The 18,685-nt window shown below is 71.2% G+C and carries 18 protein-coding genes; 3 read left to right on the forward strand and 15 right to left on the reverse strand.

From position 1 onward, the window contains the following. Positions 1-9: 9 nt before the first annotated feature. The 4 genes from leuA to ACZ61E_RS13705 all read right to left on the reverse strand — a co-directional run bounded on the left by leuA (position 10) and on the right by ACZ61E_RS13705 (position 3,892). On the reverse strand, positions 10-1,824 hold the full coding sequence (gene leuA, locus ACZ61E_RS13690; RefSeq protein WP_469699826.1) for a 2-isopropylmalate synthase: 1,815 nt from the start codon (positions 1,822-1,824) through the stop codon (positions 10-12). A 275-nt stretch (positions 1,825-2,099) separates the two neighbouring features. Continuing rightward, positions 2,100-3,053: a GTPase Era gene (era, locus tag ACZ61E_RS13695; RefSeq protein ID WP_469699827.1), complete on the reverse strand. Its 954-nt coding sequence runs from the start codon at positions 3,051-3,053 to the stop codon at positions 2,100-2,102. Between the two features lie 69 nt (positions 3,054-3,122). Further along, entirely contained in the window at positions 3,123-3,476 is a 354-nt protein-coding gene (locus ACZ61E_RS13700; RefSeq protein WP_469699828.1) for a cytidine deaminase, read from the reverse strand. After that, positions 3,473-3,892 (reverse strand): VOC family protein, encoded by a 420-nt coding sequence (locus ACZ61E_RS13705; RefSeq protein ID WP_469699829.1) that lies wholly within the window; start codon positions 3,890-3,892, stop codon positions 3,473-3,475. The genes ACZ61E_RS13700 and ACZ61E_RS13705 overlap by 4 nt, the downstream gene beginning before the upstream one ends. A gap of 324 nt (positions 3,893-4,216) precedes the next feature. Here ACZ61E_RS13705 and ACZ61E_RS13710 point away from each other — a divergent pair, with 324 nt between their 5' ends. After that, positions 4,217-5,623, forward strand: a complete 1,407-nt coding sequence (locus tag ACZ61E_RS13710; RefSeq protein WP_469699830.1) for a polysaccharide pyruvyl transferase family protein — start codon at positions 4,217-4,219, stop codon at positions 5,621-5,623. 13 nt (positions 5,624-5,636) lie between these two features. Here ACZ61E_RS13710 and ACZ61E_RS13715 read toward each other — a convergent pair whose 3' ends face one another. The 11 genes from ACZ61E_RS13715 to hrcA all read right to left on the reverse strand — a co-directional run bounded on the left by ACZ61E_RS13715 (position 5,637) and on the right by hrcA (position 15,956). Continuing rightward, positions 5,637-5,990, reverse strand: a complete 354-nt coding sequence (locus tag ACZ61E_RS13715) for an MmcQ/YjbR family DNA-binding protein (RefSeq protein WP_469699871.1) — start codon at positions 5,988-5,990, stop codon at positions 5,637-5,639. A gap of 23 nt (positions 5,991-6,013) precedes the next feature. Further along, positions 6,014-7,300: a hemolysin family protein gene (locus tag ACZ61E_RS13720; RefSeq protein ID WP_469699831.1), complete on the reverse strand. Its 1,287-nt coding sequence runs from the start codon at positions 7,298-7,300 to the stop codon at positions 6,014-6,016. Further along, on the reverse strand, positions 7,297-7,794 hold the full coding sequence (ybeY, locus tag ACZ61E_RS13725) for an rRNA maturation RNase YbeY (RefSeq protein ID WP_469699832.1): 498 nt from the start codon (positions 7,792-7,794) through the stop codon (positions 7,297-7,299). Before ybeY ends, ACZ61E_RS13720 begins: the two co-directional genes overlap by 4 nt. A gap of 50 nt (positions 7,795-7,844) precedes the next feature. Continuing rightward, positions 7,845-8,876 (reverse strand): PhoH family protein, encoded by a 1,032-nt coding sequence (locus ACZ61E_RS13730; protein WP_469699833.1) that lies wholly within the window; start codon positions 8,874-8,876, stop codon positions 7,845-7,847. 161 nt (positions 8,877-9,037) lie between these two features. Further along, positions 9,038-10,150, reverse strand: a complete 1,113-nt coding sequence (locus tag ACZ61E_RS13735) for a carbohydrate kinase family protein (protein ID WP_469699834.1) — start codon at positions 10,148-10,150, stop codon at positions 9,038-9,040. Between the two features lie 106 nt (positions 10,151-10,256). Further along, the gene (locus ACZ61E_RS13740) at positions 10,257-11,165 is read right to left on the reverse strand and encodes a ribonuclease Z (RefSeq protein ID WP_469699835.1); all 909 of its coding nucleotides are present in this window, start codon (positions 11,163-11,165) and stop codon (positions 10,257-10,259) included. Between the two features lie 12 nt (positions 11,166-11,177). Next, positions 11,178-11,537, reverse strand: coding sequence for a histidine triad nucleotide-binding protein (locus ACZ61E_RS13745; protein ID WP_469699836.1), 360 nt, complete (start codon positions 11,535-11,537; stop codon positions 11,178-11,180). Between the two features lie 101 nt (positions 11,538-11,638). Continuing rightward, positions 11,639-12,379 (reverse strand): 16S rRNA (uracil(1498)-N(3))-methyltransferase, encoded by a 741-nt coding sequence (locus ACZ61E_RS13750; protein ID WP_469699837.1) that lies wholly within the window; start codon positions 12,377-12,379, stop codon positions 11,639-11,641. After that, on the reverse strand, positions 12,376-13,449 hold the full coding sequence (locus ACZ61E_RS13755) for a nitronate monooxygenase (RefSeq protein ID WP_469699838.1): 1,074 nt from the start codon (positions 13,447-13,449) through the stop codon (positions 12,376-12,378). Before ACZ61E_RS13755 ends, ACZ61E_RS13750 begins: the two co-directional genes overlap by 4 nt. Before the next feature lie 356 nt (positions 13,450-13,805). After that, positions 13,806-14,939 (reverse strand): molecular chaperone DnaJ, encoded by a 1,134-nt coding sequence (dnaJ, locus tag ACZ61E_RS13760; protein ID WP_147872988.1) that lies wholly within the window; start codon positions 14,937-14,939, stop codon positions 13,806-13,808. Beyond that, the gene (hrcA, locus tag ACZ61E_RS13765; RefSeq protein WP_469699872.1) at positions 14,940-15,956 is read right to left on the reverse strand and encodes a heat-inducible transcriptional repressor HrcA; all 1,017 of its coding nucleotides are present in this window, start codon (positions 15,954-15,956) and stop codon (positions 14,940-14,942) included. Positions 15,957-16,121: 165 nt separating this feature from the next. Between hrcA and ACZ61E_RS13770 the strand changes: the two genes are divergently transcribed. Further along, positions 16,122-16,841, forward strand: coding sequence for an MBL fold metallo-hydrolase (locus ACZ61E_RS13770; RefSeq protein WP_469699839.1), 720 nt, complete (start codon positions 16,122-16,124; stop codon positions 16,839-16,841). Between the two features lie 52 nt (positions 16,842-16,893). Beyond that, on the forward strand, positions 16,894-17,715 hold the full coding sequence (locus ACZ61E_RS13775) for a DUF3097 domain-containing protein (RefSeq protein ID WP_469699840.1): 822 nt from the start codon (positions 16,894-16,896) through the stop codon (positions 17,713-17,715). The last annotated feature ends 970 nt before the right edge of the window (positions 17,716-18,685 follow it).

The raw sequence follows: 18,685 nt of genomic DNA on the forward strand, positions 1-18,685 counted from the left end.
ACGCCGAGGTCAGCGCGTTGCGCGGTTCACCGCGGAGACGACGGCTTTCAGCGAGGCGCGTGTGGTGTTGGCGTCAATGCCGATACCCCAGAGCACCTTTCCGTCGATCGCGCACTCGATGTACGAGGCGGCCTGCGCGCTCGCGCCCTCGCTCATGGTGTGCTCGGAGTAGTCCAGCAGCCGGGCGTCGACCCCGACGGCGGCCAGCGCGGCGAAGAAGGCCGAAATCGGTCCGTTGCCGGAGCCGGTGAGCACGGTGTCGACGCCGTCGACGACCGCTTCGACGGTCAGGGTGTCCGTACCGTCCTTGTCGGTCGTGCTCTGGCCCGAACGCAGCTGGATCCGGCCCCAACGGGCGTTCGCGTCGCCCGGGTTGGGCAGGTACTCGTCCTCGAAGGCCGACCAGATCGCCTTGGGGGTGACCTCGCCTCCCTCGGAGTCGGTCTTCGCCTGGATGATCCGGGAGAACTCGATCTGCATCCGGCGCGGCAGGTCCAGCTTGTGGTCGTTCTTCAGTACGTAGGCGATACCGCCCTTGCCGGACTGCGAGTTGACCCGGATGACCGCCTCGTACGAACGGCCCACGTCCTTGGGGTCGATCGGCAGGTACGGGACGGCCCATGTGAGGTCGTCGACCGTCACGCCCGGGCCCCGGGAGGCCGCGTCGGCCTCCATGGCGTCGAAGCCCTTCTTGATGGCGTCCTGGTGCGAGCCGGAGAAGGCGGTGTAGACGAGGTCGCCCGCGTACGGGTGGCGCGGGTGGATCTCCATCTGGTTGCAGTACTCGCTGGTCCGGCGGATCTCGTCGATCTGCGAGAAGTCGATCTGCGGGTCGACGCCCTGGGAGAACAGGTTCATGCCCAGGGTCACCAGGTCGACGTTGCCGGTGCGCTCGCCCTGGCCGAACAGACAGCCCTCGATCCGGTCGGCCCCGGCCATGATCGCCAGCTCGGCGGCGGCGACGGCGGTGCCGCGGTCGTTGTGCGGGTGCACGGAGAGGCAGATGTGCTCGCGGCGGGACAGGTTCCGCGACATCCACTCGAAGCGGTCGGCGTGCGTGGAGGGGGTGGAGCGCTCGACGGTGGCCGGCAGGTTGAGGATGATCTCGCGGCCCTCCTCGGGCTGCCAGACGTCCATGACGCCCTCGCAGACCTCCAGGGCGAAGTCCAGCTCGGTGTCGGTGAAGATCTCCGGGCTGTACTGGTAGCCGAAGACCGTCTCCGGGCCCAGGATCTTCTCCGCGTACTCGGAGACCAGCCGCGTACCGTCCACGGCGATCTGCCTGACCTGCTCGCGGGTGCCGCGGAAGACGACGCGGCGGAAGGTGGGGGCGGTGGCGTTGTACAGGTGCACGGTGGCGCGGTGGGCGCCGACGAGCGACTGGACGGTGCGCTCGATGAGCTCCTCCCTGGCCTGCGTCAGGACGGAGATGGTCACGTCCTCGGGGACGGCGCCCTCTTCGATGATCGACCGCACGAACGCGAAGTCGGTCTCGCCGGACGAGGGGAAGCCGACCTCGATCTCCTTGTAGCCCATGCGCACCAGCAGGTCGAACATCTCGCGCTTGCGGGCGGGTGACATGGGGTCGATCAGGGCCTGGTTGCCGTCGCGCAGATCGGTGGAGAGCCAGCGGGGCGCCTGGGTGATGCGGTTGTCCGGCCACGTGCGGTCGGGGATGTCCACGGCCTCGTAGCGGCCGTACTTGTGGATCGGCATCCCGGACGGCTTCTGGGTGTGCGTGGCGTTGGTGACGGGGGTGGGACGGCCGACGGCCGATCCGGCACCGGCGGGGTCGGACAGGCGCTCGGAAGTGCGCTCAGACATTGCGTTGGGCTCCTCGTGTGTCCGCTTGGACGGCCGACGGGGCGGGAAAACCGCATCACCAGACTCCGCGGGGAGGGGGTCGGCCTACGACTACAGACCCTCGCCGCGGCAGCTAAGGAGAAGCAGCCCGAAACGCATGATGCGCCGCAGCCTAGCCGAGCCGCGCGGTCCGCGCGGGGCCGTATCAGTATGCGGGATCACCGGGGGGCGCGGTCAAATGCCCGGAAAAGCACCGATCCGCCCCGCCCGTACGACGGGCTCCGGCCCCGGCCCGCTCAGAAGCCGAGCTTCCGCAGCTGCTTCGGGTCGCGCTGCCAGTCCTTCGCGACCTTGACGTGCAGGTCCAGGAAGACCGGCGTGCCCAGCAGCGCCTCGATGTGCTTGCGGGACTTCGTCCCGACCTCCTTGAGCCGCTTGCCCTTGGGGCCGATGATGATCCCCTTCTGGCTCGGCCGCTCGATGTAGACGTTCGCGTGGATGTCCAGCAGCGGCTTGTCCGCCGGCCGGTCCTCGCGGGGCAGCATCTCCTCGACCACGACCGCGATCGAGTGCGGCAGCTCGTCCCGTACGCCTTCGAGCGCGGCCTCGCGGATCAGCTCGGCCACCATGACCATCTCGGGCTCGTCGGTGAGGTCGCCCTCCGGATACAGCGGCGGGCTCTGCGGCAGCAGCGGGACCAGCAGATCGGCGACCAGGTGCACCTGGTCGCCGCTGACGGCCGAGACCGGGACGATCTCCGCCCACTCGAAGCCCAGCTCCTTGCCGAGCTGGTCGACCGCGATCAGCTGCTCGGCCAGGACACGGGAGTCGACGAGGTCGGTCTTGGTGACGAGCGCGACCTTCGGCGTCTTCCTGATCCCGGCCAGCTCCTTGGCGATGAAGCGGTCACCGGGGCCGAGCTTCTGGTCCGCGGGCAGACAGAAACCGATGACGTCGACCTCGGCCCAGGTGGTGCGCACGACATCGTTCAGCCGCTCACCGAGCAGCGTGCGCGGCTTGTGGAGACCGGGGGTGTCGACCAGGATCAGCTGCGCCTCGGGCCGGTGGACGATGCCGCGCACCGTGTGGCGCGTGGTCTGCGGCCGGCTCGACGTGATGGCCACCTTCTGGCCGACCAGAGCGTTCGTGAGGGTGGACTTGCCCGCGTTGGGGCGACCGACGAAACAGGCGAAACCGGCCCGGTGGGGGGCTTCGGACGTCTCGGGAGACGGAGAGGTACGAGCGCTCATGGCGCCCATTCTCCCCGATCGTCCCGCCGCCTCCGACCAGCCGGCCCGGAGACGGACCCCCCGGACGCCTCAGCCGGCGGTCAGGGACCGCCGCACGGTCCCGTCGGGGGCGGCCACCAGCACGGGCGTCGCGGGCCCGCCGAGATCGCGTACGGCGGCCCGGTCCTCCTCGCTCGGCGCCTCCGCGTCGGTGACGACGGCCGCCGCCTCCAGCGAGGTGGCGCCGCTCGCGACGGCCATGGCGACGGCGGTCCGCAGCGCGCTCAGCCGCAGGGAGTCGAGAGCGACGGTCCCGGCGACATAGGTGCGCCCGGTGTCGTCCCGTACGGCGGCCCCCTCGGGCACGCCGTTACGGGCACGGGCGCTGCGGGCCAGCGTGATGATCTTGCGGTCCTCGGGGTCGAGGTCGGTGCTCTGCGTCATGGCTCCAGCGTAGAGAGCCGCTCCACCGGGCGGGCGGCCCGCCCCGGCCGGCCGAGAAGGCAGAAGGGGTGCCCCGCCGGATCCGCGAAGACCCGCCACCCGGCGGGGTCGACGGCGAGCAACACCGCGCCGAGACCGAGCACTTGCTCCTGGGCCAGGTCGATGTCCCCGACGTCGAGATCCAGATGGAACTGCTGCGGATACGCGGCGTCCGGCCACCGGGGCGCCCGGTACTCCGGCACCCGCTGGAAGGCCAGGACGAGACCGTCCCCGGTGTGCAGGGTCGCGAAGCCGTCGTCCACGGCCCACCGGGGATCGGGCCGGTCGACGTCGCCGCCGAGCAGGGCCTGGTAGAAACGTGCCAGCCGCCGCGCGTCGGCGCAGTCGAGCACCACGCACTGAAGTCTTCCGATCACCGACGGGGTGTCCTTCCGGCTTTCCTGGGGTACAGAGGGGTGTCCCGGTGCGCGTGTTCCACCGTCACCGCGGGGACGCCGGCACACGGAGCGCACCGTCCGCCTGACACAGCGTCGCACTCCGCGATTCCGGCATCCCGCACGAGCTGTGAATCACATGAACGCCATCCCAACAAAGCATGAAATACCCATGTCTTCTAGCTTTTGATCTCGGGTATCGTCCCGTTCCATGCCGCCCGGTCACTGACCAGGACCGGTGCCGGTGGGGGAGAGCGCTTGCCGGGCTCCCAGACAGGTGTGTCTGAGCAAACGAGGAAGAAGGTCATGAAGCGCATACTCATACGCTCTGGTAAGAGCCCGTTCTACGTCGCCAGTCAGCAGGAGTTCATCCAGAAGGACCTGATCGGCACGAACTCCGGGAATCTGCTCTTCAGCGACGCCGCGCACAAGATCCTCCTCACCGAGCGCACCGAGATCACGTCCAACGGGCTCAGCACCGTCCCGACGGCCGAGCGTGCCCGGCAGATCAACGAGCAGTACGACGTCTTCGTCGTCCCCCTCGCCAACGCCTTCCGCCCCTCCTTCAAGGGCGCGCTGGACAAGCTGTCCACCCTCATCGAGCAGCTCACCATCCCCGTCGTCGTCGTGGGCGTGGGCGCGCAGGCCACCCATGACTACGACACCGCCAAGCTGGGGCCCATCGAGGCGTCGGTCAAGCGGTTCGTCAAGGCCGTTCTGGACAGGTCGGCCTCCATGGGCGTACGCGGTGAGCTGACCGCCTCCTTCCTGGAGCGGCTCGGTTTCAAGAAGCACATCGAGGTCATCGGCTGTCCGTCGATGTTCCTGCACGGCGACACCTTCCCGACGCCCCGGAACCCGGGCACGATAGACGCCCACTCCCGGATCGTGATCAACATGTCGCCGGGCGCGACGACCGTCGGCGACCTGGAGGGCCTGGCCCGCCACGCGCTCGAACGCTTCCCGCACCTGCGGTACTACGCGCAGAACCTCGCCGACGCCGAGATCCTCTTCTGGGGCGACACCTCCGCCGTCACCGGCCCGAAGACCCGCTTCCCCCGCCGGCTGACCCACCCGCTGTTCGAGGAGAACCGGGTCAGGGTCCCGCTGGACCCCAAGACCTGGATGGACGAGCTGGCGACGTACGACTTCGTCTACGGCACCCGTATCCACGGCAACATCGCGCCCCTGCTCGCCGGCACCCCCAGCGTCGTGCTCGTCCACGACTCGCGGACCCTGGAGCTGTGCCGCTACTTCGGCATACCGCACCGGATGCTCAGCGCCACGCCCGCCGACATCCACCCGCAGGAGCTGTACGACCAGGCCGACTTCAGCGAGATGCTGAACGGGCACAAGGAGCGCTTCGACCGCTTCGTCGGCTTCCTCGACCGGAACGGGCTGGAGAACACCTTCACCCACGGCGACGGCGGAGCCGCGTTCGACCTGCGCCTCGGCGCGCTCGACCTGCCGCCGTCCCTCGGTGTGTGGGACGGCACGGACGACGGCTCGCTGCACTACCGGTTCAGCCGGCTGCACGAGCGGCACACCGTCACCGACCGCCGTATCGAGGTGCTCACCAAGAAGAACAACGAGCTCCAGAAGAAGCTCAACTCCATGGAGCGGCGGCTGTCCGACCTGGAGAACGGCTCGCCGCTGCGGATCGGTCCGGCGGTGAGGCGTCAGGTGCGCCGCAGGCTGCGGCCCAACAGCTGAGACCGGGGACCTGTCACGGCCGGTCCAGCCGGAGGCGCTCCGCCTTCGGCAGACCGGCCACCACCAGGTCGTAGCTGTCCTCGATCAGCTCGCGCACCGTCCCGGCGGGCAGCCCGGCGACCGTGACCGTGTTCCAGTGCCGCTTGTTGAGGTGCCAGCCGGGGACGATCTGCGGATGGGCGGCACGGAGCCGGATCGCCTCGTCCGGGTCGCACTTGAGCGAGACCTTCAACGGCTCGGCGTCCAGCGCGGTGAGCGCGAACACCTTCCCCACGACCTTGAAGACCGACGTCTCCGGGTTGAAGGGGAACTCCTCCGTCACGGCGTCGAACTCCAGGCAGAACGCGCGCAGTCCGTCCCGGGACAGCGAGCCGTCCCGCGCCGCCCCGCTCACCGCGCGGTCGTCCGCTCGGCCGGCTCCGCGAGGACCGTCACGATCTTGTTCCGCCGGCCGGCCGGGGACTCCGCCGTCAGCCGCAGCGTGCGCCCGTCCGGCAGCTCCACCAGCGCGCTGGCCCCGGCGATCGGCACCCGGCCCAGCGCCTTCGCGAGCAGACCGCCGACCGTCTCCACGTCCTCGTCGTCGAACTCGTCGAGCCCGTACAGCTCCCCGAGATCGCCGATGTCGAGCCGGGCGGTGACCCGGTAGGAGTCGGTGCCCGTCTCCTCGACGGGCGGCAGCTCACGGTCGTACTCGTCCGTGATCTCGCCGACGATCTCCTCCAGGATGTCCTCGATCGTCACGATGCCGGCCGTGCCGCCGTACTCGTCGATGACGACGGCGACGTGATTGCGCTCCTGCTGCATCTCCCGGAGCAGATCGCCCGCGTTCTTCGTGTCCGGCACGAACGCCGCCGGGCGCATCGCAGTGGAGACCAGATCGGCCTCGGAGTCGCGGTTGATGTGCGACTTCCTCACCAGGTCCTTGAGGTAGACGATGCCGACGATGTCGTCCTCGTTCTCCCCCGTGACCGGGATCCGGGAGAAGCCGGAGCGCAGCGCCAGCGTCAGGGCCTGTCTGATCGTCTTGTAGCGCTCGATGCAGACCAGGTCCGTACGCGGGACCATGACCTCCCGCACCAGCGTGTCCCCGAGTTCGAAGACCGAGTGCACCATCCGGCGCTCGTCGTCCTCGATCAGCGACTCCTGCTCGGCGAGGTCCACCATCGCCCGCAGCTCCGCCTCGCTCGCGAACGGGCCCTTGCGGAAGCCCTTGCCGGGCGTGAGGGCGTTGCCCAGGAGGATCAGCAGCTGCGGGACCGGCCCCATGATCCGGGCCAGCGGCAGCAGTACGTACGCGGCGGCGGTCGCCGTGTTCAGCGGGTGCTGGCGGCCGATGGTGCGCGGCGAGACGCCCACGGCGACATAGCTCACGAGGACCATCACGCCGATCGCGACGAGCAGCGCGGCCCAGGTGTCCCGGAACTCCTCCAGGCAGACGTAGGTGACCAGCACCCCGGCGGCCATCTCGCAGGCGACCCGGACCAGCAGCGCCACGTTGAGGTACCGGGTGGGGTCGGCGGCGATCTGGGCCAGCTTGTCGGCGCCGCGCCGCCCGGAGCGCTCGGCCTCGGCCGCCCGGAACGTGGAGACGCGGGCGAGCCCCGCCTCGGCGCAGGCCGCCAGCCAGGCGACGACGACCAGCGCGACCGCCCCGATGATCAGTTGCGTGATCACGAGACGGTCGGTGCGGGAGAGGGACCGGTGAGGCCCTGTTCGGCCCGCCAGCCGTCCACGATGGCCGCCTGGAGGCCGAACATCTCGGCCTTCTCGTCCGGCTCCTCGTGGTCGTACCCGAGGAGGTGCAGGACGCCGTGGACGGTGAGGAGCTGGAGCTCCTCGTCCATGGAGTGCCGCGTCGGCGCTTCCTCGCCCTGGGTCCTGGCGACCTCCGGACAGAGCACGACGTCACCGAGGAGCCCCTGCGGGGGCTCCTCGTCGTCCTTCACCGGTGGACGCAGCTCGTCCATCGGGAAGGACATGACATCGGTCGGACCGGGCAGGTCCATCCACTGCATGTGGAGCTGCTCCATGGCCGCGGAGTCCACCACGATCACCGAGAGCTCGGAGAGGGGGTGGATTCGCATCCGGGTCAGCGCGTAGCGGGCGGCCCCGAGGATCGCCTGCTCGTCGACCTCGGTGCCTGACTCGTTGTTGACGTCGATCGACATGGTGCGGTGTGACTCTCCCGGTAGATGCCGCTGGGCCGCGAGGTGCCGGCTCAGCTGTGCTGTTCGCCGCCGTCGCGGCTGTCGTACTGCTCGTAGGCGTCGACGATACGGCCGACGAGCTTGTGCCGGACGACATCGTCCGATGTGAGCCGGGAGAAGTGCACGTCCTCGACGTCGTGCAGGATGTCCTGGACCTGGCGCAGACCGCTCTTCGTGCCGCCGGGGAGGTCGACCTGGGTGACATCGCCCGTGATGACGATCTTCGAGTCGAAGCCGAGCCTTGTCAGGAACATCTTCATCTGCTGCGAGCTGGTGTTCTGCGCCTCGTCGAGGATGATGAAGGCGTCGTTCAGCGTCCGGCCGCGCATGTACGCCAGGGGCGCGACCTCGATCGTGCCCGCGGCCATCAGGCGCGGGATCGAGTCGGGGTCGAGCATGTCGTGCAGCGCGTCGTAGAGCGGGCGCAGATACGGGTCGATCTTCTCGTACAGCGTGCCGGGCAGGAAGCCGAGCCGCTCCCCCGCCTCCACCGCGGGTCTGGTCAGGATGATCCTGGTGACCTGCTTGGACTGGAGGGCCTGCACGGCCTTGGCCATGGCGAGATAGGTCTTGCCGGTACCCGCGGGACCGATACCGAAGACGATGGTGTGCTTGTCGATCGCGTCCACGTAACGCTTCTGGTTGAGCGTCTTGGGGCGGATCGTGCGGCCGCGGCTGGAGACGATGTTCTGCGTGAGAACTTCGGCGGGGGTCTCGGGTCCGTCCGCGCCGCCGTTCTCGCTCGCCCTGAGCATGGCGATCGAGCGTTCCACTGCGTCCTCCGTCATCGGCTGACCGGTGCGGAGCACCAGCATCATCTCGTCGAACAGGCTCTGGATCAGCGCGACCTCGGCCGCGTCGCCGACGGCGCTGATCTGGTTGCCCCGGACATGGATGTCGGCGGCCGGGAACGCCTTCTCGATCACGCGCAACAGCGAGTCACCGGAGCCGAGGACCGTCACCATCGGGTGCTTGGCGGGGATGGTGAAGTGGGCTCGCGCCTGACCGGGCGCGGTGGTACGGACTGTGGGTGTCTGAGTCATGGGCCGGCACTGTGGCCTGCGCATACCTCCCGTTGCGGGGTTCTCGCCGCTCGACAACCTCTGGGTACCAGCGTACGACTTGGCACTGAGAAGCCCGTAGGGCTTTTCCGCGCGGCTTTCCGGCGGGGGGTCCGAATGGTCACCGGACGGGGCTTCCGTCCTCAGCCCGAGCGGCCGAACCCGATCGTCGGCACGGCCCTGCGCAGTGGCCACGGCCGGCTCGGCGCGGGCAGGAGCCCGGCCAGGAAGGCGTACCGGCGCAGCGCCGCCGGGTCCTGGTCGGACGACTCCCGGACATAGCTCCACCAGGCGGCGACCTCCGCCCAGCCGGGCGCCGACAGCGATCCGCCGAACTCCTGGACCGACAGGGCGGCGGTGAGCCCGGAGAAGGCGAGCCGGTCGGCGAGCGGCCAGCCGGCGAGGGTGCCGGTGACGAACCCGGCGACGAACACGTCACCCGCGCCCGTCGGGTCGAGCGCCTCCACGTCGATGGCAGGCACCTCGGCGGTGGCCCCGGTGGCGCCGTCGACCGCGTAGGCGCCCTCCGCGCCCAGGGTCACGACGACCAGCGGCACCAGTTCGGCGAGCGCCCGCGCGGCGGCCTTGGGGCAGTCCGCCCGGGTGTAGCGCATCGCCTCCTGGGCGTTGGGCAGGAACGCCTCGCAGTGCGCCAGGTCGGGGAGCCCGGCGAGGTCCCAGCGGCCCGTGTCGTCCCACCCCACGTCGGCGAAGACCCGCGCGCCGTGCCCGGCGGCGCGGGCGATCCACCCCTCGCTGCGGCCCGGTGTGAGCGCGGCGACGGCGGCACGCGCGCGTGGCGGGCACTCGGGCAGGGTGCCTTCGGGCGGCGGCGCCTCGTGGCCGTGGGAGACCATCGTGCGCTCGCCCTCGTACGCCATGGAGACCGTGACCGGTGAGTGCCAGCCGGGGACGGTGCGGGAACGGGAGAGGTCGATGCCCTCGCCCTGCTCCAGCGCGTCCCAGCAGTACTCCCCGTAGTGGTCGTCGCCGAAGGCGGCCGAGAGTGAGGTGCGCAGTCCCAGCCGGGCCAGCGCGCTGGCCATGTTGGCGATGCCGCCGGGGCTCGAACCCATGCCCCGGGCCCAGGACTCGGTGCCGCGCACGGGGGCGCTGTCGAGGCCGGTGAAGATGATGTCGAGGAAGACCGTGCCGGTGAGGTAGACGTCGCAGTCCGGGTCGTCGGGGGCGCGCAGGGCGCCCAGCGGGTCGACGTCGGCGGTGTGTGCCTGCGGGGTTCCTTCACGTGGGGTCACGGTCGCGCTCCCGGATCGGCGTACGGTCCGGACAGTGTGCCCGATGGCACTGACAGCCGGCGTGACGGCGGGGCCGTGCGGTCCGTGCCGGCGGGCCGGGCGCGGGTCAGCCGGAGCGCTTGGGGAGCGGCACCCGCACGAGGTCCGCCGCGACGGTCATGTCTCCCTCGTAGCCGGCCGCCCTGGCCTGCCGCTCGAACTGGGCCGGGTCGCTGTAGCGCTGCGAGAAGTGCGTCAGGACGAGGTGCCGTACGCCGGCCTCCCGCGCCACCGCGCCCGCCTGGCCCGCCGTCAGATGCCCGTGGTCGGCGGCCAGTTGATGGTCCTCGTCGAGGAAGGTGGACTCGATGACCAGCATGTCGCAGCCGTCGGCCAGGGCGTGCACGCCGTCGCAGAGCCGGGTGTCCATGACGAACGCGAAGCTCTGGCCCCTGCGCTCCTCGCTGACGTCGGCGAGCGTCACCCCGCGCAGTTCGCCGTCCCGCTGGAGGCGTCCCACGTCGGGCCCCTGGATGCCGTGCGCGGCGAGGCGTTCGGGCAGCATCCTGCGGCCGTCGGGCTCGGTGATCCGGTAGCCGTAGGACTCGACGGGGTGCGAGAGCCGGTGCGCCCGCAGGGTGTACGAGCCGGTGCGCGCGAGTACGCCGTCGGCCTCGACGGGTGCCTCGGTGATGTCGACGCTCTCGCGGTACGCCGTCGCGTAACGCAGCCTCCTGAAGAAGACGTGCCCGCTCGCCGGGTAGTGCGCGGTGACCTCGTGCGGGACGCCGTCCAGGTTGATGCGCTGGATCACTCCGGCGAGGCCGAGCGAGTGGTCGCCGTGGAAGTGCGTGACGCAGATCCGGTTGATGTCGTGGGCCGCGACCGCGGCACGCGCCATCTGGCGCTGGGTGCCGTCGCCCGGGTCGAAGAGGATGCCCTCGCCGTCCCAGCGCAGCAGATAGCCGTTGTGGTTGCGGTGCCGGGTGGGGACCTGGCTGGCGGTGCCGAGGACGACGAGTTCTCGTACGGACACGGTGTCGGACGCCTACCCGGGGGGCCAGTTGAGGCCGCGTCCGCCGAGCACGTGGGCGTGCGCGTGGAAGACGGTCTGGCCGGCGCCGCTGCCGGTGTTGAAGACGATCCGGTAGCCGCTGCCGACGGTCTTGTCCTCGGCGGCGACCTCGGCGGACTCGCGCAGGACGTCGGCGGCGACCTGCGGTTCGGCGGCGGCGAGCGCGGCCGCGTCCGGGTAGTGGACCTTGGGGATCACCAGCACATGGGTGGGGGCCTGCGGGTTGATGTCCCTGAAGGCCACGGTGGTGTCCGTCTCACGTACGACGGTCGCGGGCACCTCCCCGGCGACGATCTTGCAGAACAGGCAGTCGGCCTGTCGTTCTCCCGCCATGGTCCGGGTCTCCTCGTGTCGGTCGGCCGGTCGTGCCCGGTCGCTTCCGTAAGGAGGCATGCTATCCGCCCCGCCGGCGCCGGGAGGTGTCCGCCCGGCGATCAGGACCAGCGGCCGGTGCGGCCGAGCAGCAGCGCGCAGGCGGCCGTGCCGGCGGTGGAGGTGCGCAGCACGGTCCGGCCGAGCCGGTACGGGGCGGCCCCGGCGTCCGCGAACAGCGCCAACTCGTCGGGGGACACGCCGCCTTCGGGCCCGACGACCAGCACGATGCTTCCGGTGTCCGGGAGTTCGGCGGTGGCCAGCGGCAGGCTGCCCTCCTCGTGCAGGACGGCGGCGAAGTCGGCGGTCGCCAGGAGCGCCGCGACCTCTTTGGAGGACATCGCGTCCGCGACCCGGGGGAAGCGGAGTCTGCGGGACTGCTTGCCCGCCTCGCGGGCGGTGGCGCGCCATTTGGCGAGGGCCTTGGCGCCCCGCTCGCCCCGCCACTGGGTGACGCAGCGCGCGGCCTGCCAGGGCACGATCGCGTCGACACCGGTCTCGGTCATCGTCTCGACGGACAGTTCGCCCCGGTCGCCCTTGGGCAGGGCCTGTACGACGGTGACGCGCGGCGCGGGCTCCTCCTCGGTCAGTACGCCGGTGACGGCCACCTCCAGCCGGTCCTTGCCGTGGACGGCCGCGACCGTCCCGTGGGCGCCGGTGCCGGAGCCGTCGGTCAGGACGACCTCCTCCCCCACGCGCAGCCTCCTCACGGAGACGGCGTGGCGGCCCTCGGGGCCGTCCAGCGTGACGGTGCCGGTCCGCAGGGTCTCGGCGGTGTCGACGACGAAGACGGGTGCGGTCATGAGGCGTGTCCCGGGGTCAACGAGGCGCGGGCGGCGTCGAATTCGTCGGCGAGGACCTCGACGAGCCGCCCGGCGGGCAGCGCGCGGGCCATCCGGTGGCCCTGGCCCGCCCACAGGGCCATGCCCTGCGGGTCGCCGACCTTGGCCGCGGCCTTGCGCAGCCCGGCGGTGAGGTGGTGCACCGCCGGGTACGCGGGCGGGGCGTAGGGGCCGTGTTCGCGCATGAAGCGGTTGACGAGACCGCGTGCGGGCCGGCCGGAGAAGGCGCGGGTGAGTTCGGTCCGGGTGAACATCGGGTCGGTCATGGCGCGTTTGTGCAGGGCGTGGGCGCCGGACTCCGGGCAGACGAGGAAGGCGGTGCCGAACTGGGCGGCGTCGGCGCCTGCGGCGAGTACGGCGGCGATCTGGCCGCCGCGCATGAGCCCGCCGGCCGCGATGACCGGCAGGGTCACGGCCTCGCGTACCTGGGTGACGAGCGACAGCAGCCCGATGCCCGCGCCGTCGGTGGCGGGGTCGTCGCGGTGCGTGCCCTGGTGGCCGCCGGCCTCGACGCCCTGCACGCAGACGACGTCGGCGCCCGACCACTCGGCGGTCTGGGCCTCTTCGGGCGTGGTCACCGTGACGACGGTGAGGGTGCCGACGCGGGAGAAGGCGTCGAGCGTGGTGGGAGTGGGGCAGCCGAAGGTGAACGAGACGACCGGGACGGGATCGTCGAGGAGTATCGCGAGCTTGGCCTCGTACCCGTCGTCACGGCCCGCCTCGGGGTCGCCGAGGGGCGTCTCGTACCAGGTCGCCTCACCGGCGAGCTGATCGCGGTAGAGCTCCACGGCGGCGTGGTCGTCGTGGTGCGGCTGCGGCATGAAGAGGTTGATCCCGAACGCGCTGCCGCTGAGCCCCCGGAGCTGTTTGACCTCCTGGTACATCCCGTCGGCGGTCTTGTACCCGGCGGCGAGGAATCCGAGGCCCCCGGCGTCGCCGACGGCCGCGACCAACTGCGGGCAGGACGCGCCGCCCGCCATGGGGGCCTGCACGATCGGATACCGGCAGATGTCGGTCAACACGGAGGGCATGCACGCATCGTGCCATGCCCCCGGTGGGGCGCCGCACGTGGACCGCGATCCCGGGACGGGCGCGGCCCGATGCCTGTCCGCCGAGTCCCGCCGCCCCGCGGCGCACCGCGTTCCGCCCCGGACCGGACGGGCCGCGTGTGCGGCCCGCCGGGCGCGGGGGCGGAACGCGGGAACGGGCCCTGGGCCGTGTCCGACAAATGGCGCCGTCCGCCCGTAGGGCGGGGCTCGCGGCGGCTGGTGCGGTGCATCGCGAGGCGGAGGATCGGACTCGTACCGGGCGTACTCGGCCGAGTCCGACAACGCGGCGAGGTGCCGTACCAGGCGCCGCGAGCCAGGCGGGAATTGTCAGACACGGCCTAGCGGCCGTTGAACGCGTCCTTCAGCCTGGAGAACAGCCCCTGTTGGCCCGGCTGGAACTGGCCGGTGGGCCGCTCCTCGCCCCTGAGCTTCGCCAGCTCGCGCAGCAACCGCTCCTGCTCCGGGTCGAGTTTCGACGGCGTCATGACCTCGACATGGACGATCAGATCGCCCCGGCCGCCGCCGCGCAGATGCGTGATGCCGCGCCCGTGGAGCGGGATCGACTGGCCCGACTGGGTGCCCGGCCGTACGTCGATGTCCTCGACGCCGTCCAGTGTCTCCAGCGGACACTGGGTGCCCAGCGCCGCCGCGGTCATCGGGATCGTCACCGTGCAGTGCAGATCGTCGCCGCGCCGCTGGAACACCGCGTGCGGCGATTCGTGGATCTCAACGTACAGATCGCCGGCCGGCCCGCCGCCGGGGCCGACCTCACCCTCACCGGAGAGCTGGATACGGGTGCCGTTGTCGACGCCTGCCGGGATCTTGACCGTGAGCGTGCGGCGGGAGCGGATGCGGCCGTCGCCGGCGCACTCGGGGCAGGGGGTCGGCACGACCGTACCGAAGCCCTGGCACTGCGGACACGGCCGCGATGTCATGACCTGGCCCAGGAAGGACCGGGTGACCTGGGAGACCTCGCCACGGCCGCGGCACATGTCACAGGTCTGCGCGGAGGTGCCGGGTGCGGCGCCCTCGCCCGAGCAGGTCGTACAGACGACCGCCGTGTCGACCTGGATGTCCTTGGTGGTGCCGAAGGCCGCCTCGTTGAGGTCGATCTCCAGCCGGATCATCGCGTCCTGGCCGCGCCGCGTCCGCGACCTCGGGCCACGCTGCTGCGACGTCCCGAAGAACGCGTCCATGATGTCGGAGAAGTTGCCGAAGCCACCGGCCCCGAATCCGCCCGCGCCACCGCCCGCCTGCGAGAGCGGGTCGCCGCCGAGGTCGTAGACCTGCTTCTTCTGCGGGTCCGACAACACCTCGTAGGCGGCGTTGATCTCCTTGAAGCGCTCCTGCGTCTTGGGATCGGGATTGACATCCGGGTGCAGCTCGCGGGCGAGCCTGCGGAATGCCTTCTTGATCTCGTCCTGCGACGCGTCGCGGCGTACGCCGAGTACGGCGTAGTAGTCCGTGGCCACTTACGACTCCGCCAGGATCTGTCCGACGTAACGTGCCACTGCGCGTACCGCTCCCATCGTTCCGGGGTAGTCCATGCGGGTCGGTCCGACCACGCCGAGTTTGGCGACTGCCTCGTCGCCCGAACCGTAGCCGACCGCGACGACGGACGTGGAGTTGAGGCCCTCGTGGGCGTTCTCGTGCCCGATTCGTACGGTCATGCCCGAGTCCTCGGCCTCGCCGAGCAGCCTGAGGAGCACGACCTGCTCCTCAAGTGCCTCCAGCACCGGCCGGATCGTCAGGGGGAAGTCGTGCCCGAAGCGCGTCAGATTGGCGGTCCCGCCGATCATCAGCCGCTCCTCCGTCTCCTCGACCAGCGTCTCCAGCAGCGTCGCCAGGACGGTGGTCACCGTGCCCCGGTCCTCCAGGTCGAAGGACTCGGGCAGCTCCTGCACCAGCAGCGGCACGTCCGAGAAACGGCGGCCGACGACCCGGGCGTTGAGCCGGGCCCGCAGGTCCGCCAGCGAGGTCTCGCCGAACGGCACCGGGCAGTCGATCATGCGCTGCTCGACCCGGCCGGTGTCGGTGATCAGGACGAGCATCAGCCGCGCGGGGGCCAGCGAGAGCAGCTCCACGTGGCGCACCGTCGAGCGCGTCAGCGAGGGGTACTGCACGACCGCGACCTGCCGGGTCAGCTGCGCGAGCAGCCGCACCGTACGGCCCACCACGTCGTCCAGGTCGACGGCGCTGTCGAGAAAGTTCTGGATGGCCCTGCGCTCCGGCGCCGACAGGGGCTTGACGCCCGCGAGCCGGTCGACGAAGAGGCGGTAGCCCTTGTCCGTCGGAATACGCCCCGCGCTCGTGTGGGGCTGGGCGATGAAGCCCTCGTCCTCCAGGACGGCCATGTCGTTACGGACAGTGGCCGGGGAGACACCGAGCTTGTGCCGCTCGGTCAGCGCCTTGGAGCCGACGGGCTCCTCCGTGCCGACATAGTCCTGGACGATGGCGCGCAGCACCTCAAGCCTGCGTTCGCTCAGCATCGCGCACACCTCCAGCTCTGGTTCCTCGGATCCGGCTTGGCACTCGGTGCGTTGGAGTGCCAGCATTCCCCGGGCCAGTGTACGGCCGTGAGGTACGCCCCTAGCAAGGCCGACCGGTCACGCTACCGCGCGCGGCACCGCCGTCCCCACCGATAGCGTCGCCGTATGAACGTCCGTTGGGAAGAGCAGGGGTGGGAACGCATCGCACCGGGAGTCGGCAGACGCAGGCTCCCTGGCTGGGATGCGACGGTCGGGCTGGTCATGGGTGAGGACGCCGTACTTCTGTACGACACGGGCTCGACGCTCCGTGAGGGCGCCGAGATCCGCGCGCAGGCGCAGGCGCTCTGCGGCCGGCGCGTCACGCACATCGTGCTCAGCCATCCCCATTTCGACCATGTCCTGGGGACGGCCGCGTTCTCCGGGGCGCGGGTGTACGGCGCGGTCGGCATGGCGGAGCTGCTCCCGCGCGACCGCGACAGCCTGCGCGCCTCCGCCGTACGGCACGGGGTGGCCGTCGCCGACGCGACCGAGGCCGTGGACGTACTGGTCGGGCCGCAGCACGAGGTGTCCGGCGAGTCGACGCTCGATCTCGGCGGACGGCAGGTACTTCTCGCCAATGTCGGGCCGGGCCACTCGGGGCACGATCTCGCGCTGCTCGTCCCCGGCGAACGCGAGGTCGTCTTCTGCGGCGACGTGGTCGAGGAGTCGGGCGAACCGCAGGCCGGCTCCGACGCGATCCCTTCACGCTGGCCGGCCGCGCTGGACCGGCTGCTGGCGCTGGGCGGCGAGGACGCGCTGTACGTTCCCGGCCACGGCGCGACCGTCGACGCGGCGTTCGTACGGGCGCAGCGGGACCGACTGGCGGCGCGTTTCGGCACGGCGTAGCCACCCCGCGGGTATCCGCGCGGGGTGGCGCCGGCCCCGATATCGTCGGCGGATGCGCAGCTACAGCCCCGATCTGACCCCGCCCTGGAAGCGTTCGAAGCCGGTGCCCGAGGTGCCCGCGGAACCGGATCTGGTGGTCGAGGAGGTGTCGACCGGCTTCTGCGGCGCGGTGATCCGCTGCGAGAAGACCGCCGAGGGGCCGACGGTCACGCTGGAGGACCGCTTCGGCAAGCACCGGGTGTTCCCGCTGGTGGAGCGGGGGTTCATGCTCGAAGGCCAGGTCGTCACCCTGGTCCGGCCCACCGCGGGCGGTCCCGTCCGCCCCACCCGTACGGCCTCCGGCTCGGTCGCCGTCCCGGGCGCCCGCGCCCGGGTGGCCCGTGCGGGGCGCATCTATGTGGAGGGGCGGCACGACGCGGAGCTGGTGGAACGGGTCTGGGGCGACGACCTGCGGATCGAGGGCGTGGTCGTGGAGTATCTGGAGGGCATCGACGATCTCCCGGCGATCGTCGCGGAGTTCGGCCCGGCGGCGGACGCGCGCCTCGGTGTGCTGGTCGACCATCTGGTGCCCGGCTCCAAGGAGTCCCGCCTCGCGGAGCGGGTCACCGGGGACGACGTCCTGATCGTGGGCCACCCGTACATCGACGTCTGGCAGGCGGTGAAGCCGTCGTCGGTCGGCATCCCGGCGTGGCCGACGGTGCCTCGGGGGCAGGACTGGAAGACGGGGGTGTGCCGCGAGCTGGGCTGGCCGGAAAACACCGGTGCGGCGTGGCAGCGGATCCTGTCCTCGGTGCGGTCGTTCAGGGACCTGGAGCCGGCGTTGCTGGGCCGGGTGGAGGAACTGATCGATTTCGTGACGGAGCCGGGGTTGTAGTGCGGCTGGTTGCGGGGCGCCGGTGGGGTGGGGTGGTGCGGGCTGGCGCCCGGGGCCCGCTTCCGGGGCCGAGGTGCCGCCTCTTCGGGCCGGGGCGGGGTGGCCTCAATCGCCGGCCGGGCTTCGGTGGTGCGGGCCGGTGCCCGGGTGCCGCTCCGGGGTCATGCCCGGACGGCGTGATTTACGGCGCGTGCACCGCTCGTTGGACCCGACGACCCACCCTGTCCACGCACCACAAATCAGCCCAAGTGTCCGACCACGACCCCTGCGCGTCCCCCTTCCCCCCGCGGGAAGAGGGACGACCTGTCTCTGCGGGAGGCGGGACCGCCTGCGGGAGGTGGAAACGGGGGCGGCACGTGCCGGTGCCCTCACGGCGCGAAGCGGACCGGGGCAGGCCACCGCCAAGATCACCCGCGACAGACGGAGACGGGGGCTGGGGTCAATGACCACCGGAATCACCCCGCCGGAGGCGACCCCGGGGCCGTACCGCTGTCGTGACGCCGCAGGAGGGGCACACGGTGACGGTGACCGTTACGGGTGACGGCGGCGGACCCGGGGGCGGCCTCTGCGAGTCCCCTCACGGGGACCGTGGCCGGTGACCGCCAGGATCGCCCGCCGGAGGCGACCCCGGGCCGTGCCGGCCTCGTGACGCCGCAGGAGGGCGGACCGGGGGTCGGTGACCGTCGCGAGTGACGGCGTAAGGGGGGCGGGGTCGCAGGAGGTGCGTGTTCGGACACTCAGGCTGATTTGTGGCGCGTGAACAACCCGGGTCAACGGGTCCAACGAACGGGGCACGCGCCGTAAATCACGCCGTCCGGACATGCACCTCCGGAGACCCCGCACCCCAACCCACACCCACAACCGCAACCCAAACCCCAGACCCCGCACCCCGCCGGGAGGCCACCCGCCCCCGGACCGGGAGGACACCCGGAGGGCACCAGCCCGGCCGGCGATTGAGGCCAACCCGGCC

Source organism: Streptomyces sp. NPDC104581 (genome assembly GCF_055583685.1).

What these genes read in the sequence shown, in the direction of transcription:
- ACZ61E_RS13730 (WP_469699833.1), bottom strand. Translation starts at nt 8,876, where the DNA reads ATGACTCAGACACCCACAGTCCGTACCACCGCGCCCGGTCAGGCGCGA.
- ACZ61E_RS13755 (WP_469699838.1), bottom strand. Translation starts at nt 13,449, where the DNA reads ATGCCCTCCGTGTTGACCGACATCTGCCGGTATCCGATCGTGCAGGCC.
- ACZ61E_RS13745 (WP_469699836.1), bottom strand. Translation starts at nt 11,537, where the DNA reads ATGGCGGGAGAACGACAGGCCGACTGCCTGTTCTGCAAGATCGTCGCC.
- hrcA (WP_469699872.1), bottom strand. Translation starts at nt 15,956, where the DNA reads ATGCTGAGCGAACGCAGGCTTGAGGTGCTGCGCGCCATCGTCCAGGAC.
- ACZ61E_RS13750 (WP_469699837.1), bottom strand. Translation starts at nt 12,379, where the DNA reads ATGACCGCACCCGTCTTCGTCGTCGACACCGCCGAGACCCTGCGGACC.
- era (WP_469699827.1), bottom strand. Translation starts at nt 3,053, where the DNA reads ATGAGCGCTCGTACCTCTCCGTCTCCCGAGACGTCCGAAGCCCCCCAC.
- ACZ61E_RS13710 (WP_469699830.1), top strand. Translation starts at nt 4,217, where the DNA reads ATGAAGCGCATACTCATACGCTCTGGTAAGAGCCCGTTCTACGTCGCC.
- ACZ61E_RS13775 (WP_469699840.1), top strand. Translation starts at nt 16,894, where the DNA reads ATGCGCAGCTACAGCCCCGATCTGACCCCGCCCTGGAAGCGTTCGAAG.
- ACZ61E_RS13770 (WP_469699839.1), top strand. Translation starts at nt 16,122, where the DNA reads ATGAACGTCCGTTGGGAAGAGCAGGGGTGGGAACGCATCGCACCGGGA.
- leuA (WP_469699826.1), bottom strand. Translation starts at nt 1,824, where the DNA reads ATGTCTGAGCGCACTTCCGAGCGCCTGTCCGACCCCGCCGGTGCCGGA.
- ACZ61E_RS13700 (WP_469699828.1), bottom strand. Translation starts at nt 3,476, where the DNA reads ATGACGCAGAGCACCGACCTCGACCCCGAGGACCGCAAGATCATCACG.
- ybeY (WP_469699832.1), bottom strand. Translation starts at nt 7,794, where the DNA reads ATGTCGATCGACGTCAACAACGAGTCAGGCACCGAGGTCGACGAGCAG.